Source organism: Gordonia tangerina (assembly GCF_021556435.1).
In the GTDB taxonomy this organism is placed as follows: Bacteria; Actinomycetota; Actinomycetes; order Mycobacteriales; family Mycobacteriaceae; genus Gordonia; species Gordonia tangerina.
Genome location: NZ_JAKGCU010000009.1, coordinates 14,633 through 29,096 on the forward strand (window position 1 = coordinate 14,633; position 14,464 = coordinate 29,096).

Here is a 14,464-nt window from a genome sequence, read left to right on the forward strand (position 1 = left end):
CGCGTCGCGTAGGTCGCTCACGCGGTACGGCGTCGCTGGGACCGCTCGTTCTGCCGCGACTCCAGCCAGGACTGGAATGCAGTAACCGCCCCGGGCGCCATCGCCAGTTCGTAGGCTCCACCGTGGGCGTCCGCGCCGGCGGCCAACTCCACGATCACCATGCCCTCCAAGATGTCGGACTCACTACCGAATGGCCGGCGCCGTCCGGTGATCTCGATCGATTGCCGCACCAGCGTGCGGGTGGGGCCGGGCCGCAGCGCGGTGAGCCGGAAATACCGCAAGGCGTCGTCACTGTAATGAACGGTGCCGTGACGCCACCCCTCGTCGTCGGCGGCCGGGATCGGGCGCAACAGTACGGGCGTGCCCATTCGACGCAGCTGACTCAATCGGTACGCCAACAGGCCACACACGATCAAGGCGGCGACCAGTAGGACACCGAGCAAGATCGCTACCAACGACACCAGGCGAACCTCCGAAAACGACCGACGTGGGGCTGAGGCCAGAGCGCGGGCGGTCACGCACCGGCAACGAGTCGAGCGACTCGAGCGGTCTTTTCCTCCTCCAGCATGCCAGACGGATCCGGAAAGACGACAACGGCCGGTCACCGCCAACTGGCGGTGACCGGCCGTTGAGCCGAGCTGTCTACTTGGCGGTGTGTTCGGCCGCGACCAACCGGGAATGCGCGCGGTTGTACTCGTCGGAGCCGGGGTCGGCAGCTTCCATGGCCGCGCGCTCGGCAGCGGCATCGATGCCGTCGGCCCACTGCGCCGACTCGGCGAGGATGGTCACCGCCTCGCCCGTGACCGACAGGAATCCACCCTGGACGGCGAGCGTGCGACGGTTGCCGCCCTCCTCGACGACCACCACGAAACCGCCGGCCACCAACTGGCCCAACAGCGGCTCGTGGTTCGCCATCACACCGAGCTCACCAGAAGTGGTCTGCGCGATCACGAAGGTCGCCTCACCCGAGTAGAGCCTGTCGTCAGCGGCGACGACCTCGACGTGAAAGGACTTCTCTGCCATGGTGGTTCGCTACTTTCCGCTGATCTTGGCGGCGGCTGCCTCCACGTCGTCGAGGCCACCGCAGCTGTTGAACGCCTGCTCGGGCAGGTGGTCGAACTCACCCTTGCAGACCCGATCGAATGCCTCGATGGTGTCGGCGAGCGGAACGACCGAGCCCTTCTGGCCGGTGAACTTCTCGGCGACGAGGAAGTTCTGGCCGAGGAACTTCTGGATACGGCGAGCACGCTGCACCGTGACCTTGTCCTCTTCGGAGAGCTCGTCCATACCGAGGATGGCGATGATGTCCTGCAGTTCCTTGTACTTCTGCAGGATTCGCTTGACCTCGTTGGCGACGCGGAAGTGCTCGTCACCGACGATCGAGGCCTCCAGGATGCGGGAGGTCGAGGTCAGCGGGTCCACGGCCGGGTAGATACCCAGCTGCGAGATCGGACGCGAGAGCTCGGTGGTTGCATCGAGGTGGGCGAAGGTGGTCGCCGGCGCCGGGTCGGTGTAGTCGTCGGCAGGAACGTAGATGGCCTGCAGCGAGGTGATCGAACGACCCTTGGTCGAGGTGATCCGCTCCTGCAATTCACCCATCTCGTCGGCCAGAGTCGGCTGGTAGCCCACCGCAGACGGCATACGGCCGAGCAGGGTGGAGACCTCCGAACCGGCCTGGGTGAACCGGAAGATGTTGTCGATGAACAGCAGCACGTCCTGGTGCTTCACATCGCGGAAGTATTCCGCCATGGTCAGCGCCGACAGCGCCACGCGCATACGAGTGCCCGGCGGCTCATCCATCTGCCCGAACACCAGTGCGGTGTCCTGCAGAACGCCCATCTCCTCCATCTCGAGGTGGAGGTCGGTGCCTTCACGGGTGCGCTCGCCGACACCGGCGAACACCGAGGTGCCGGAGAACTCACGTGCGATACGGGTGATCATCTCCTGGATGAGCACCGTCTTACCCACGCCCGCGCCGCCGAACAGGCCGATCTTGCCACCCTTGACGTACGGGGTCAGCAGGTCGATGACCTTGATGCCGGTCTCGAGGATCTCGGTCTTGCCCTCGAGCTCGTCGAATGCCGGGGGCTTGCGGTGGATGCTCCACTGCTCGCCGTCGCGGCCGAGGCCGGGGGTGTCGAGGCAATCGCCGAGCGCGTTGAAGACGTGACCCTTCACGACATCGCCGACCGGCACGACGATCGACTTGCCGGTGTCGCTGACCGCGGCCCCACGAACCAGACCGTCGGTCGGCTGCATGGAGATGGTGCGGACCAGGTTGTCACCGAGGTGCTGGGCAACCTCGAGGGTCAGCGTCTTGGCCACCGCTTCGAGCTTGATCTCGGCGTGCAGGGCGTTGAACAGATCTGGGATCGAGCCGCGCGGGAACTCGACGTCGACGACGGGGCCGATGATGCGGACGACCCGGCCGTCGGCCGATCCCGTCTCGGCCCCCGTGGGGGAGGTTACTGCTGCAGTCATTGTCGTTGGGTCACTTCCTCTTTGGGTCGATAGGTCAGTTGGCCAGAGCGCTGGAGCCGCCGACGATCTCGCTGATCTCCTGGGTGATCTGCGCCTGGCGGAGCTGGTTGGCCTCACGGGACAGCGACGTGGCCAGTTCCTCGGCGTTGTCGGTGGCCGCCTTCATGGCGGTGCGTCGCGCCGCCGACTCGGACGCCGCTGAATCCAGCAGCGCCGCATACACTCGCGTCGCCACATACTTGGGCAACAACGCGTCGAGCAGCGCCTCCGGAGCCGGCTCGAACGAGTAGTTACGCGACGGCTTGTGGATCTCGGCGTCCTGATCCACCTCCGCCTCCGACACCACCAGCGGCGCCACCCGGCGCACCTCGGGTGCCTGCGTCAACATCGAGACGAACCGGGTGTACACCAGGTGCAGCTCGTCGACCCCCTCGAGGGAGCCCTCGCCGTCGGGCCGCTCCACCTGCTCGCCGGAGCCGGCCAGGAACAGGTCCACCAGGAAGCCGGTGGCGGTGGCCGCGTCGTTGTAGTCGGGCGACTGGGAGAATCCGGTCCACGAGTCGGCGATGTCGGTGCCGCGGAAGCTGAAGAAGCCGACGCCCTTCTGCCCCATCACGAACAGCACCGGCTCCTTGCCCTCGTCGCGGACCAGCGCCATCAGTTCACGGGCCGCACGCAGCACGTTCGCGTTGTATCCGCCGCACATGCCCCGGTCGCTCGTGACGACCAGGATGCCGGCGCGTTTGGGCTGCTCGCGCTCGACGAGCAATGGGTGGTCGAGCGACCCCGCATTGCTCGCGAGTTCCGAGAGCACCTCGGTCATCTCGTGTGCATACGGCTTGGCCGCCGCCACGCGCGCCTGCGCCTTGGTGATGCGCGAGGTCGCGATCAGCTCCTGGGCCTTGGTGATCTTCTTCGTCGAGTTCACCGACCGGATGCGCGAGCGCAGCTCACGAATGCTGGCCATGAGCTCTCACCCCTTCCTGCGGACGAATGTCGGACGACGCGATCACGACTTGCGGACCGTGATCTGCTCGTGTTCGACGTTCTCCGAGTCCATCGCCTTGGCCTCGGCCTCGTTCACGACCCGCTTGCCGTCGTGGGTGAGGTAGCTGTTCTTGAACTTGTTGGTCTCGTCGACCAGCGCCTCGGCCTGATCGTCGGAGAGAGCCTTGCCGCCTGCGATCGAGTCGTAGACGCCCTTGGCCTCATGGTGCAGGTGGCTGAGCAGCTGCGTCTCAAAGTTACGCACGTCGTCGACGGGCACCGAGTCGTAGTGGCCTTCACCGCAGAGGTAGATCGAGACGATCTCGTCCTCCACCGAGAAGGGGCTGTACTGGTCCTGCTTGAGCATCTCGACCCAGCGCGCACCGCGCTCGAGCTGCGCCTTCGATGCGTCGTCGAGGTCGGAGGCGAAGGCCGAGAAGGCTTCGAGCTCGCGGAACTGTGCCAGTTCCAGACGCAGCGAACCGGAGACCTTCTTCAGTCCCTTGGTCTGTGCGGCACCACCCACGCGCGACACCGACGTACCGACGTTGATTGCCGGGCGAACACCCTTGTTGAACAGGTCCGACTCCAAGAAGACCTGGCCGTCGGTGATCGAGATGACGTTGGTCGGGATGAACGCCGAGACGTCGTTGGCCTTGGTCTCGATGATCGGCAGACCGGTCATCGATCCGCCACCCATCTCGTCGGAGAGCTTCGCGCAACGCTCCAGCAGACGGGAGTGCAGGTAGAAGACGTCACCCGGGTAGGCCTCGCGGCCCGGCGGGCGGCGCAGCAGCAGCGAGATGGCACGGTAGGCCTCGGCCTGCTTGGTCAGGTCGTCGAACACGATCAGGACATGCTTGCCCTGGAACATCCAGTGCTGCCCGATGGCCGAACCCGTGTACGGAGCGAGCCACTTGAAGCCCGCGGAGTCCGACGCCGGGGCGGCAACGATGGTGGTGTACTCCATGGCGCCGGCCTCTTCCAGCGCGGTCTTGACGCCGGCGATGGTCGAACCCTTCTGGCCGATCGCGACGTAGATGCAGCGCACCTGCTTGTCGGGGTCGCCGGAGTCCCAGTTGGCCTTCTGGTTGAGGATCGCGTCGATGCAGACCGCGGTCTTACCGGTCTTGCGGTCGCCGATGACCAGCTGACGCTGCCCGCGGCCGATGGCGGTCATGGCGTCGATGGCCTTGATGCCAGTGGCCAGGGACTCCTCGACGGGCTGGCGCTCGAGCACAGAGGCCGCCTGGAGTTCGAGCACGCGCTGCTCGTCGGCCTCGATGTCACCGAGGCCGTCGATCGGGGCGCCGAGCGGGTCGACGACGCGCCCGAGGAACTTGTCGCCGACGGGCACCGAGAGCACCTCGCCGGTACGGCTGACCTGCTGGCCTTCTTCGAGTGACTCGTAGTCACCGAGGATGACCGCACCGATCTCGTCCTCGTCGAGGTTCAGGGCCACGCCGAGCACGCCACCCTCGAACTGCAACAGCTCGTTGGCCATCGCGCCGGGCAGGCCGCTCACGTGAGCGATGCCGTCCGAGGTGTCGGTGACGATGCCCACCTCGTCACGGGAGGCATCGGCTTCGAACGACGAGACATACTGCTCGATCGCTCCCTTGATTTCGTCTGGTGAGATCGTCAACTCCGCCATGGGTTTTCGTCTTTCTTGCTCAGTCCGGCTGGTGGTTTGTCAGTTGCTGGGTTGGGTTCGGTGCAGGTCAGCGCGGCAGGCTCTCGGCCGCCTTCGCCAACCGGGTCGCGACATCGGCGTCGATCACCTCATCGCCGACACCGATCCGCAGGCCGCCGATGATCTCCGGATCTATCTCGGTCTGCACCGAGATGGTCCGCCGGTAGATCTTGCCGAGCACGGTCGACAGACGCGCGGTCTGTGCGTCCGACAGCCGGGTCGCGGACACCACGTGCGCCACCGATTCGCCGCGACGGGCCGCGGCCAGTTCGGCCAGGTGATCGACGGCAACCTCGGAGGGCTGACCGTGCAGCAGCACGATCAGATGCGACAGCAGATACCAGGTGTGCGACCCGACCTTCTCGCCCACCAGCGAACGCAGCAGTTCGACGCGACGCGCACCGTCGTGGGTGTGATCGGACAACAACGACGCCAACTGTGGGTTCTGGTCGAGCAGCCGTCCGACGGCGAACAGTTCGGTCTCGACCTGCTCGATCGATCCGTCACGCTCCGCCGCGGTCAGGACGACCAGTGCGTTCTGTCGGCGTAAGGCCGCGGTGAGGTCTGCCGCGGTCGACCACCGCTGTTTGACGGCGGCAACCAGGATGTCCACGACGATCTGCGACACCTTGCCGCCGAACAGGTTCTGCACAAGGGCGACCTGCCCGTCGACGTTGTCCTCGTCCTCGGTGAGCCGCTTGCGCAGCACCGGGTTGCCGTCGATGACCCGGATCACCTCGGTCAGCTCGGTGGCCGCCGTCGTGAGCGCCGCGGAGTCGAGTGACTGCGAAGCCGAGTCGAACTCGGCGGCCACGGCGAGCGCAGCGTCACGGCTCGACGCCCGCATCGAATGCAACCCGATCAGATCCGCGGTGTGCGGGACCTGCGTGGACGGTCCGCCGGCCGCCATCGCCTCGAGCTCGTCGATGACCCGATCGATGCTGTCGGACTGGGCACCCGGGTCGGCGAGATGATCTCGGACCAACTTGCCGGCCCCGTCCACGGCGGTCAGGCCGAGGTCGCTGCGCAGCTCGCGGATCAGATTCGACCGGTTGAGAGCCACCTGGGCCTTACCGTGTTCACTGATCCGCTTGACCTCGGAGTCGACCTGCGCGGAGAAGTCCTCGGCGATGCCCTTGGCATCGGTGAGCGCGTTCTCGTGCATCTCCTTGGCCTCGGCCTTCGCCTCGGCGAGGGCACGTTCGTGTGCGGCCTGGGCGTCGGCCACGCGCTCCTCGGCAGCTGCGCTGTCGACGACCTGCTGGTTGATCGCCTCCTTCTGCGCCTCCACCATTCGCGACAGCGGCGGCCGCACGTACTTCCAGAACAGGAAGCCGATGAGCGCGAAACCGATCAGGTTTCCAATGACGATGTCCACTTACTTCACCGTTCCTGTCGACTCGGGTGCCGCGGCAGCGGACGGCGCCACCTCGGTGCCCAGCACGCGGCTGGCGAGTACCGCCGAGAGACGGTCGACCTCGGCGCGTGCCGTCGCGGCCGCGTCGTCGCCGTCCGCCTTCAATTGCGCGACGCTGTCGGCCAGCACCGAATCCGCTTCCGCGGTGGCACGTTTCTTGGCCTCCGACAACTGCTCATTGCCGTCGGCACGGGCCTTGTCCCGAATACCGGTGGCATCGCCCCGGGCGTCCTTGAGCGCTGCCCGGTATTCGGTCTCGGCGTCTGAGTAGCTCGCCGCAGCCGCCCGGTTGTCCTCAACGGTCTTGGCGACCCTGGCATCACGTTCGTCGAGCACCTTGAGGATTGGCGGCACGACCATCGTCCGGATGATGAGGAAGACGATGACGAAGATCAGCAGACACACGAAGAATGTGCCATTGGGGATGAGGAAGTTCTCTGCGGCGAGATTCATGGTGCGGATATTCCCTTTGATCCTTGGAGGATCTGGTCGTCAGACCGAGATCAGGACTGGCCGGAGATCGGCGTTGCGAAGACGAACAGAGCCATGAAGGCCAGGTTGATGAAGTATGCGGCCTCGACCAGACCCACGGTGATGAAGAACGGGGTGAACAGACGTCCCTGGGCCTCCGGCTGACGGGCGATACCGGCGATCAGCTGCGAGCCGGCGATGCCGTCACCGATACCGGCACCGATCGCGCCGCCACCCATGATGATGCCGCCGCCGATCAACGCGCCCATACCGATCAGATTGGGATCCATTGAGAACTTTCCTTTCGGGTGAAACTGACACTTCAGTGCCAGGTCTTTGCTCCGGTCGGCGTTCGCCGTCCGGGTCGTACTAGTGGTGGTCTTCGTCCAGTTCCATCGCCTGGCTGAAGTACAGAACGGTCAGCAGCGCGAAGATGAAGGCCTGGATCAGTCCGACGAACAGGTCGAAGGACTTCCACAGTGCGTTCGGCGCCCACATGACGTAGACCGGCATCAGCGCGATCAGGCCGAGCATGATGGTGCCCGCGAACAGGTTGCCGAAAAGTCGGAGGGACAGCGAGACCGGCTTGGCGATCTCCTCGATGATGTTCACCGGCGCGATACCGACGGCGTGACCCTTGATCAGCTTGACCGGGTGGCCGATGATGCCGCGGCGCTTGACACCTGCGGCGTGGTACCAGACGAAGACGAAGATGGCGAGCGCGTACGCGAAGTTGGCATCGCTGGCCGGCGGCTTGAGCCATTCGCTGGTGGACCCGGTGCTGGTGCCGTATTGCGAGGGAACGATCGCCAGCCAGTTGGCCACCAGAATGTAGGTGAACAGGGTGACCGCCAGCGGCAGCACGAAGCCCGCGATCTTCATCCCGATCGCACCTTCGATCTGGTTGCGCATCTGGACGGTGATGACCTCGAAGTACAGCTGAACCGAGTTCGGCTTCTTGGAGGTCATCCGGTTTCGCACGAAGAACGCCATCGCGACCACGATGACCGCGGCGACGCTGCTGCCTATCACCGTGTCGAGGTTGACGGTCATCCCCAGCCAATCGACCTGGATGTGGTGACCAACCTCGATCGCGGCTTCGTTCTCTGCTTCTTGTTCCGCAGTCTCGGCCAGGAAGAACAATGAGGTCATAGCTGCTTACGCAGTCCTTTCATCACCGGAATCACCGTGTTGAGCACCAGAACGACCTGGCCGATGGCGAGTCCGAACATCGCGCCCAGCCCATCGGGCCGGACCAGGAAAGCCGCCACCAGAGCGAGGACGGTGATGGCCCCGAGGCGAACGGCTGAGTTGACGGCAAGAGCTTGCTTGCGAGGGTGTTCTTGCGCGGCCACGACCTCGACCGCTCGCCGGACCAGGATCGCGTTCACGAAGATCGCGACCGTTCCGGCGACGAAGAAGACCGCGAACCATGTGTGCCCGACGGCGATGCTGATGCCGATGACGACGGCGACGACGACCGCGGCGATGATCGCCGGGCGACGCAAACCGGTCGGCGCGGCGGGGTAATACGACGTCGAGTCAGGGGCTGCTGTGCTCATTCGCCTCTCCTCAACTCCTCCCCGCCCGTGGGCACGGGTCAACGCGCGTGCGATCGGCGACCCTCGTCACCGGACGTAAGCTCACGGTTTTCTGTGACACTACCAACACCGGCGCCCGTGCCCACCGGGGGGTATGCACGGTCCGGAGCAGGGGTCGGCCGATGCGGGCGGCGAACACGCCGGCACGTCGTCCGGAAATGGCGCGCCGCGTCGGCAACCACCTACTACAGGCGATAGTACATGCTTTTTACCAAAGCCTTACCTTGGGGTACTTCCTATCGCACCCGCGGTCAGGTTCGCGGCGTGACCGGACCGTCGGCCCCGGCACGCTCGGCATGACCACGCGTCCGGATCTCGGCGTACCGGCGATGCAGCCGTGGCGCCATGGTCGCCAGCAACGCGACGATCAGTCCTGCGCCGAACATCGGCGCGACAACCGATATCGGGAACAGCGTACTGGCCGCGGCGGAAAACGCCAGCACACCGACCCAGAGGTAGATGATCAGCGCAACCCGGCGCTGCGAATGTCCTAGTTCGAGCAGTCGATGGTGCAGATGCATCTTGTCGGGTGTGTAGAAGCCCACCCCGGCACGCGTGCGGCGTACCACCGCCATCAGCATGTCGAGCATCGGTACGAACACGACGGCTGCGACCAGGATCAACGGCGAGAGCAGAGTGAACACGTCGGCCGGTCCGTAGGCGTTCATCGCGATGCGGCCCGACGCGCTGGTCGATGCCGCCGCGAGCATCAACCCGATGAGCATCGCCCCTGAATCGCCCATGAAGATTCGTGCCGGCGAGAAGTTGTGCGGCAGGAAGCCCAGGCACGCACCGGCCAGGACCGTCGAGATCAGTGCGGGCGGATAATAGCTGACATCGCCGCCCTGATCGTTGAGCAGTCCGAGGGAGAACATGGCGATGGCCGACGCGGCGATGAGTCCGAGGCCGGCTGCCAAGCCGTCCAGACCGTCGATGAAGTTGACCGCGTTGATGGTCGCGACCGTGATGGCGACGGTGAGCAGGCCGGCCTGCAGCGGGTCGAGGACCACTGTGCCGATGTCGGCGAACGGGACGTAGAGCAGATACCAACTGACGCCCATGATCACGAGTACGCCGGCCGCGGTGAGTTGGCCCGCGAATTTCGTGAGGGCGTCGAGGCCCCACCGGTCGTCGATGACACCGACCACCACGATCACCGTGCCGGAGACGATCACCGCGCTCATATCACTGGTGTAGGCGAAGCCACGCGTGAGTGCGGGAAGATTGGCGGCCAACGCGATGGCCGCCACGACTCCGGCGAACATCCCGAGTCCACCTAGCCGCGGCGTGGGAATGACGTGGACATCGCGGACCCGCGGCACCGCGACGGCGCCGACGCGGATCGCGAACACCCGCACCAACGAGGTCAACAGGTAGGTGACCGCGGCGGCCGTCAACGCGACGAGCGCCAGCTCACGCAACGGCACACCGGCACCACCGGTGTCGACCACCGACGAAGCCATCACCTGGACGCCGACCCCCGGGGCGCCCGGCGACAGTCCGGGGAGGCCGGCGACGGTATCGAACACCGTCTTCACGCTACCCGCCGAGCCGGAGCTGGATTTCGTGGCGGATGTCGGCGTGTTGGGTGGCCCCGACGTCCACCGCGAGTGCGCGTGTCATCCAGTCGGCCACGTCGCCCATCGCATCGGGTCCGAGGCCCGCGAGTACGGCGCACGGCGTCCCGAACCTGATCGCGGACCCCTCGGTCACGGGCCGGCTGTCGAATGGCAGGACCGCCCGGTCCACCACGATCCCGGCCGAGGCCAGTCTGCGTTGGGCCTCGATGCCAGTGAGTCCCCGTTCCGACACGTCGACAACGGCGAGATGCAGGTCAGTGCCGCCGCTGACGACGCGCAGTCCCGCGGCGGTCAGTGCCTCGCCGAGTCGCTGCGCGGAGGTCACCGTCGCCGCGGCGTACTGCGCGAAGCCCTCGCCGCCCGACTCGCGCAGACACACCGCCTTCGCGGCGATCGAGTTCATCGAGGGACCTCCCTGCACGAACGGATGCACCGCCTTCTGCAGGACCGCACGGTGCTCGTCCCGGGCGAGGATCATGCCGCCCCGGGGGCCCTGCAGCACCTTGTGCGTCGACAGGGTCACGACGTCGGCGTGTGGTAGCGGAGAATCCACGACCCCGCCGGCGACCAGACCCGCCAGATGCGCGGCGTCCACCCACAGGATCGCCTCGGCCTCGTCGGCGATGGTGCGCAGCAGGGCAAAATCGAACGACCGCGAGTGCGAGGAAGCGCCGGCGACGATGATCCGCGGTCGGTGCAGCAGCGCGAGGTCACGCAATTCGGTGTAGTCGATCCGTTCGTCGGAGCGCCGCACACCGTAGTGGATCGGCGCGAACCAGCGACCAGAGAAGTTGGCCCGGGACCCGTGCGTCTGATGACCACCGTGGCGCAACCCGAGTGCCAGAATCGGATCGCCCGGCTGCGCGAAGGCGGCGTACACCGACAGTCCGGCAATACTCCCCGACAGCGGCTGGACGTTGACGTAGTCGGCTCCGAACAGTGCTGCTGCGCGTTCGATGGCGAGGTTCTCCACCTCATCGGCGACCGAACACCCGCCGTGATACCGCGCGCCCGGGTACCCCTCGGCATACTTGGCGCCGAGGTCGGAGGTGAGCGCCGCGCGCACCGCGGGACTCGCCGGCGTCTCCCCGGCGAGCAGCTGCAGCGTCGAATCGCGACGCCGGGTCTCACGTTCCAGCAGATCCGCGACCTGCGGATCGGAGAGCGAACCCGCCATGGATCAGTGCGCGGTCAGCACATCGGCGTCGAGGTCGAGCACCTCGGCGATGGCCTGCGTGGGCACTGCACCCTCCCGCAGAATCCGCGGGGTGGCGCCGGAAAGGTCGACGATGGTCGATGCCTGCGCCGCGGCCGCCGGCCCGCCGTCGAGGTAGATCGAGACGGCCTCGCCGAGTTGCTCGCGCGCCTCGTCGGCCGTGGTGGCCGGTGAACGCCCGGAGACGTTGGCACTCGAAACGGCCATCGGGCCGACCTCGCGGAGCAGGTCGATCGCCACCGGATGCAGCGGCATCCGGAGCATCACCGTGCCGTCGGTGTCACCGAGGTCCCAGGCCAGCGACGGCGCCTGCGCCACCACCAGACTCAGGCCACCCGGCCAGAATGCCTCCACGAGGTCACGCGCGGCGGTCGACACCGACAGCACCAGGCCGTCGATCGTGTGCCACGATCCGACCAGAACCGGGACCGGCATGTCGCGCCCACGCCCCTTGGCAGCCAGCAGCGACGCGACCGCGTCGGAGTCGAATGCATCGCAACCGATCCCGTAAAGGGTGTCGGTCGGCAGCACCACCAGCCGACCGGCTTTCGCCGCGCCGACGGCCGCGCGGATGCCCGCCGCCCTGGTGTCCGGTTCACCGCAATCGAATACCGTGCTCACCCGGCCATCTTCCCACGGGCCTGCGGGGTGCGACCGTCGGCCCGCCGTCCCGTCGCGAAGCGCAGACGACCGGCGAGGTCGGCATGTGCGCGCACATCGACGAACTGCCCGGTCGACTCCAGCGCGGTCAGCACCGACACCGATGTGGTGTCGTCATGCTCGATCCCGACATATCCGCCGGGTCGCAGCAGATCGGCAACGATCGGCACCATCGGTTCGATCACCGTCATGCCGTCGGGTCCGGCGAAGACCGCCTCGGGTGGATCGTGGGCCACCTCCGGCGCGATCGTGTGACCGTCCGGCACATAGGGCGGATTGGCCACCACGACGTCGACGCCGGCCGGGGCGATGAGCTCGAGCATCTGTTCGGCATCTGTGACATCGGCGCAGCACACCGAGATCCGCGCGGCGATGTCGGCGGCGGCCGCATCGACGTTGCGCCGCAACCAGTGCAGCGCGCGTGGCGAATACTCGACGGCGGTCACCCGCACACTCGGCACCAGCGTCGCCACCGCGATCGCCAGCGCACCGCTACCGCTGCACAGGTCCACCAGTTGCGTCCCGGCGGTGTCCGCCAGCGCGCGGGCCGCCCAATCGGCCAGGAACTCGGTTTCTGGCCGCGGAGTGAAGACGCCCGGCCCCACGGAGAGATCGACAGGCCCGAAGGCTGCAGTACCAGTGATGTGCTGCAACGGGATTCGCTCCGCGCGCTGCGCAACGGCGTGGTGGAATCGGGCCCGGGCGTTGTCGGACACGGCATCGACGAGCAGCAGGCGCCCGCGGTCACACCCCAGTGCATCGCACAGCAACCACTCGGCGTCGGCGCGGGGGCTGTCCACCCCGGCTTCGGCCAGACGCTGTGCCGCCCATCGGAGTTCGGCCGCCACCGGGCGAGCGCCGACCGACCCGCCATCCGGTTGACTCATCGACTCACTCGGCCTCGAGTCGCGCCTGACGGTCGGCGGCGATCAGCGCATCGAGCAACGCATCCATGTCGCCTCCGAGCACCGCATCGAGATTGTTGGCCTTGTAACCGATCCGGTGATCGGAGATGCGGTTCTCCGGAAAGTTGTAGGTGCGGATGCGCTCGGAACGGTCCACCGTCCGGATCTGCGCGGCGCGTCCCTCGGCTGCGGCGGCCTCGGCCTCCTCTTCGGCGGCGAGCTGCAGCCGAGCAGCGAGCACCTGCATCGCACGCGCCTTGTTCTGCAGCTGGGATCGCTCGTTCTGACAGGTCACCACGATGCCGGTCGGCAGATGGGTGAGCCGGACCGCGGAGTCGGTGGTGTTGACGCCCTGGCCGCCTTTACCCGAAGACCGGTAGACGTCGACGCGCAGATCGTTCTCGTCGATCTGGACCTGTTCGACCTCTTCGGGCTCAGGGTAGATGAGCACACCTGCGGCCGAGGTGTGGATTCGTCCCTGGGACTCGGTGACCGGGACCCGCTGGACGCGGTGCACGCCACCCTCGAACTTCAGACGAGACCAGACTCCGTCGCGCAGCTGCTCTTTGGCCTTGATGGAGATGGTCGCCTCTTTGTAACCACCCAGATCACTCTCGGTGACCCCGAGGACCTGTACCTTGTAGCCCCGTCGCTCGCAGTACTTGAGATACATCCGTGCCAGGTCGGAGGCGAACAGCGCCGACTCCTCACCACCTGCGCCCGACTTGATCTCGAGCACCACGTCGTCACCGTCATGCGGGTCGCGGGGGGCGAGCAGGTCGGTGAGCGTGGCGTCCAGCTCGGCGACGCTCGCCTCCAGCGCCGGCAGCTCCTCGGCGAAGGAGGCGTCGTCGGCGGCGAGTTCCCGCGCGGCGGTGAGGTCGTCGCGGGCCGCCTCGAGCCGACGATAGGTCGCCATGATCGGCGCGAGCTCGGCGAACCGTTTCCCGACCCGGCGGGCAGCGGTGGGATCGTCATGCAATGACGGGTCGGCGAGTTGCGCCTCCAGGCCCGCATGTTCGGCGAGGATGTCGTCGATCGCCGACGGACTCTGCGTGGTCACGGGACCTCACTTCTCCCTGAGATCGAATCTGAATCGAGAAACGGCGACATCGATCGCCGAAATGACAACGACGCCCACCCGGCGTGCATCGCACGCGCGCGGTGGGCGTCGTCGGTACAGCTACTTGGCGTCGGCGTTCTTGGTCCGCTTGCCGTAGCGCTTCTCGAAGCGGGCAACACGGCCGCCGGTGTCGAGGATCTTCTGCTTACCGGTGTAGAACGGGTGGCACTGCGAGCAGACCTCGACGTTGATACGTCCGTTGTCCGCGGTGCTGCGGGTCTCGAAGGTGTTGCCGCAACCGCAGACGACTGTGGTCGTCGCGTACTCGGGATGGATTCCCTGCTTCATCTGGTTGTCCCTTTCTGTGGTCGCCGGGTCACCGTCGGGGAT

General features: G+C 66.5%; 16 protein-coding genes. All 16 read right to left on the reverse strand.

Annotated features, from left to right (window positions below; translation table 11 throughout):
• Positions 1 to 17 precede the first annotated feature (17 nt).
• The 16 genes from L1892_RS11730 to rpmE all read right to left on the reverse strand — a co-directional run bounded on the left by L1892_RS11730 (position 18) and on the right by rpmE (position 14,422).
• Positions 18 to 461: a DUF2550 domain-containing protein gene (locus tag L1892_RS11730; protein ID WP_235723775.1), complete on the reverse strand. Its 444-nt coding sequence runs from the start codon at positions 459 to 461 to the stop codon at positions 18 to 20.
• Positions 462 to 642: 181 nt separating this feature from the next.
• A complete protein-coding gene (locus L1892_RS11735) occupies positions 643 to 1,023 on the reverse strand; it encodes a F0F1 ATP synthase subunit epsilon (RefSeq protein ID WP_235723776.1) in 381 nt (126 codons plus the stop codon).
• Positions 1,024 to 1,032: 9 nt separating this feature from the next.
• Entirely contained in the window at positions 1,033 to 2,481 is a 1,449-nt protein-coding gene (atpD, locus tag L1892_RS11740) for a F0F1 ATP synthase subunit beta (RefSeq protein ID WP_235723777.1), read from the reverse strand.
• A gap of 34 nt (positions 2,482 to 2,515) precedes the next feature.
• Complete coding sequence (locus L1892_RS11745; protein WP_235723778.1) at positions 2,516 to 3,448, reverse strand: F0F1 ATP synthase subunit gamma; 933 nt, start codon at positions 3,446 to 3,448, stop codon at positions 2,516 to 2,518.
• Positions 3,449 to 3,490: 42 nt separating this feature from the next.
• Positions 3,491 to 5,122, reverse strand: a complete 1,632-nt coding sequence (gene atpA / locus L1892_RS11750) for a F0F1 ATP synthase subunit alpha (protein WP_235723779.1) — start codon at positions 5,120 to 5,122, stop codon at positions 3,491 to 3,493.
• Between the two features lie 67 nt (positions 5,123 to 5,189).
• A complete protein-coding gene (locus L1892_RS11755) occupies positions 5,190 to 6,539 on the reverse strand; it encodes a F0F1 ATP synthase subunit B/delta (RefSeq protein WP_235723780.1) in 1,350 nt (449 codons plus the stop codon).
• Positions 6,540 to 7,031 (reverse strand): F0F1 ATP synthase subunit B, encoded by a 492-nt coding sequence (locus L1892_RS11760; protein WP_235723781.1) that lies wholly within the window; start codon positions 7,029 to 7,031, stop codon positions 6,540 to 6,542. It lies immediately after the preceding gene.
• A gap of 50 nt (positions 7,032 to 7,081) precedes the next feature.
• Complete coding sequence (locus L1892_RS11765; protein ID WP_266062098.1) at positions 7,082 to 7,339, reverse strand: F0F1 ATP synthase subunit C; 258 nt, start codon at positions 7,337 to 7,339, stop codon at positions 7,082 to 7,084.
• A 79-nt stretch (positions 7,340 to 7,418) separates the two neighbouring features.
• A complete protein-coding gene (gene atpB, locus L1892_RS11770; RefSeq protein ID WP_235723782.1) occupies positions 7,419 to 8,201 on the reverse strand; it encodes a F0F1 ATP synthase subunit A in 783 nt (260 codons plus the stop codon).
• Positions 8,198 to 8,611 carry an ATP synthase subunit I gene (locus L1892_RS11775; RefSeq protein ID WP_235723783.1) on the reverse strand — a complete coding sequence of 138 codons (414 nt, stop codon included), beginning with the start codon at positions 8,609 to 8,611 and terminating at the stop codon, positions 8,198 to 8,200. The genes atpB and L1892_RS11775 overlap by 4 nt, the downstream gene beginning before the upstream one ends.
• A gap of 290 nt (positions 8,612 to 8,901) precedes the next feature.
• Complete coding sequence (locus tag L1892_RS11780) at positions 8,902 to 10,113, reverse strand: MraY family glycosyltransferase (RefSeq protein ID WP_235723890.1); 1,212 nt, start codon at positions 10,111 to 10,113, stop codon at positions 8,902 to 8,904.
• A gap of 76 nt (positions 10,114 to 10,189) precedes the next feature.
• Positions 10,190 to 11,407 (reverse strand): serine hydroxymethyltransferase, encoded by a 1,218-nt coding sequence (gene glyA / locus L1892_RS11785; protein WP_235723784.1) that lies wholly within the window; start codon positions 11,405 to 11,407, stop codon positions 10,190 to 10,192.
• 3 nt (positions 11,408 to 11,410) lie between these two features.
• Positions 11,411 to 12,067 (reverse strand): L-threonylcarbamoyladenylate synthase, encoded by a 657-nt coding sequence (locus L1892_RS11790; RefSeq protein ID WP_235723785.1) that lies wholly within the window; start codon positions 12,065 to 12,067, stop codon positions 11,411 to 11,413.
• A complete protein-coding gene (gene prmC / locus L1892_RS11795) occupies positions 12,064 to 12,993 on the reverse strand; it encodes a peptide chain release factor N(5)-glutamine methyltransferase (RefSeq protein ID WP_235723786.1) in 930 nt (309 codons plus the stop codon). The genes L1892_RS11790 and prmC overlap by 4 nt, the downstream gene beginning before the upstream one ends.
• A gap of 4 nt (positions 12,994 to 12,997) precedes the next feature.
• Positions 12,998 to 14,074, reverse strand: coding sequence for a peptide chain release factor 1 (gene prfA, locus L1892_RS11800; RefSeq protein WP_235723787.1), 1,077 nt, complete (start codon positions 14,072 to 14,074; stop codon positions 12,998 to 13,000).
• Positions 14,075 to 14,194: 120 nt separating this feature from the next.
• Complete coding sequence (rpmE, locus tag L1892_RS11805; protein ID WP_007624933.1) at positions 14,195 to 14,422, reverse strand: 50S ribosomal protein L31; 228 nt, start codon at positions 14,420 to 14,422, stop codon at positions 14,195 to 14,197.
• Between the last annotated feature and the right edge of the window lie 42 nt (positions 14,423 to 14,464).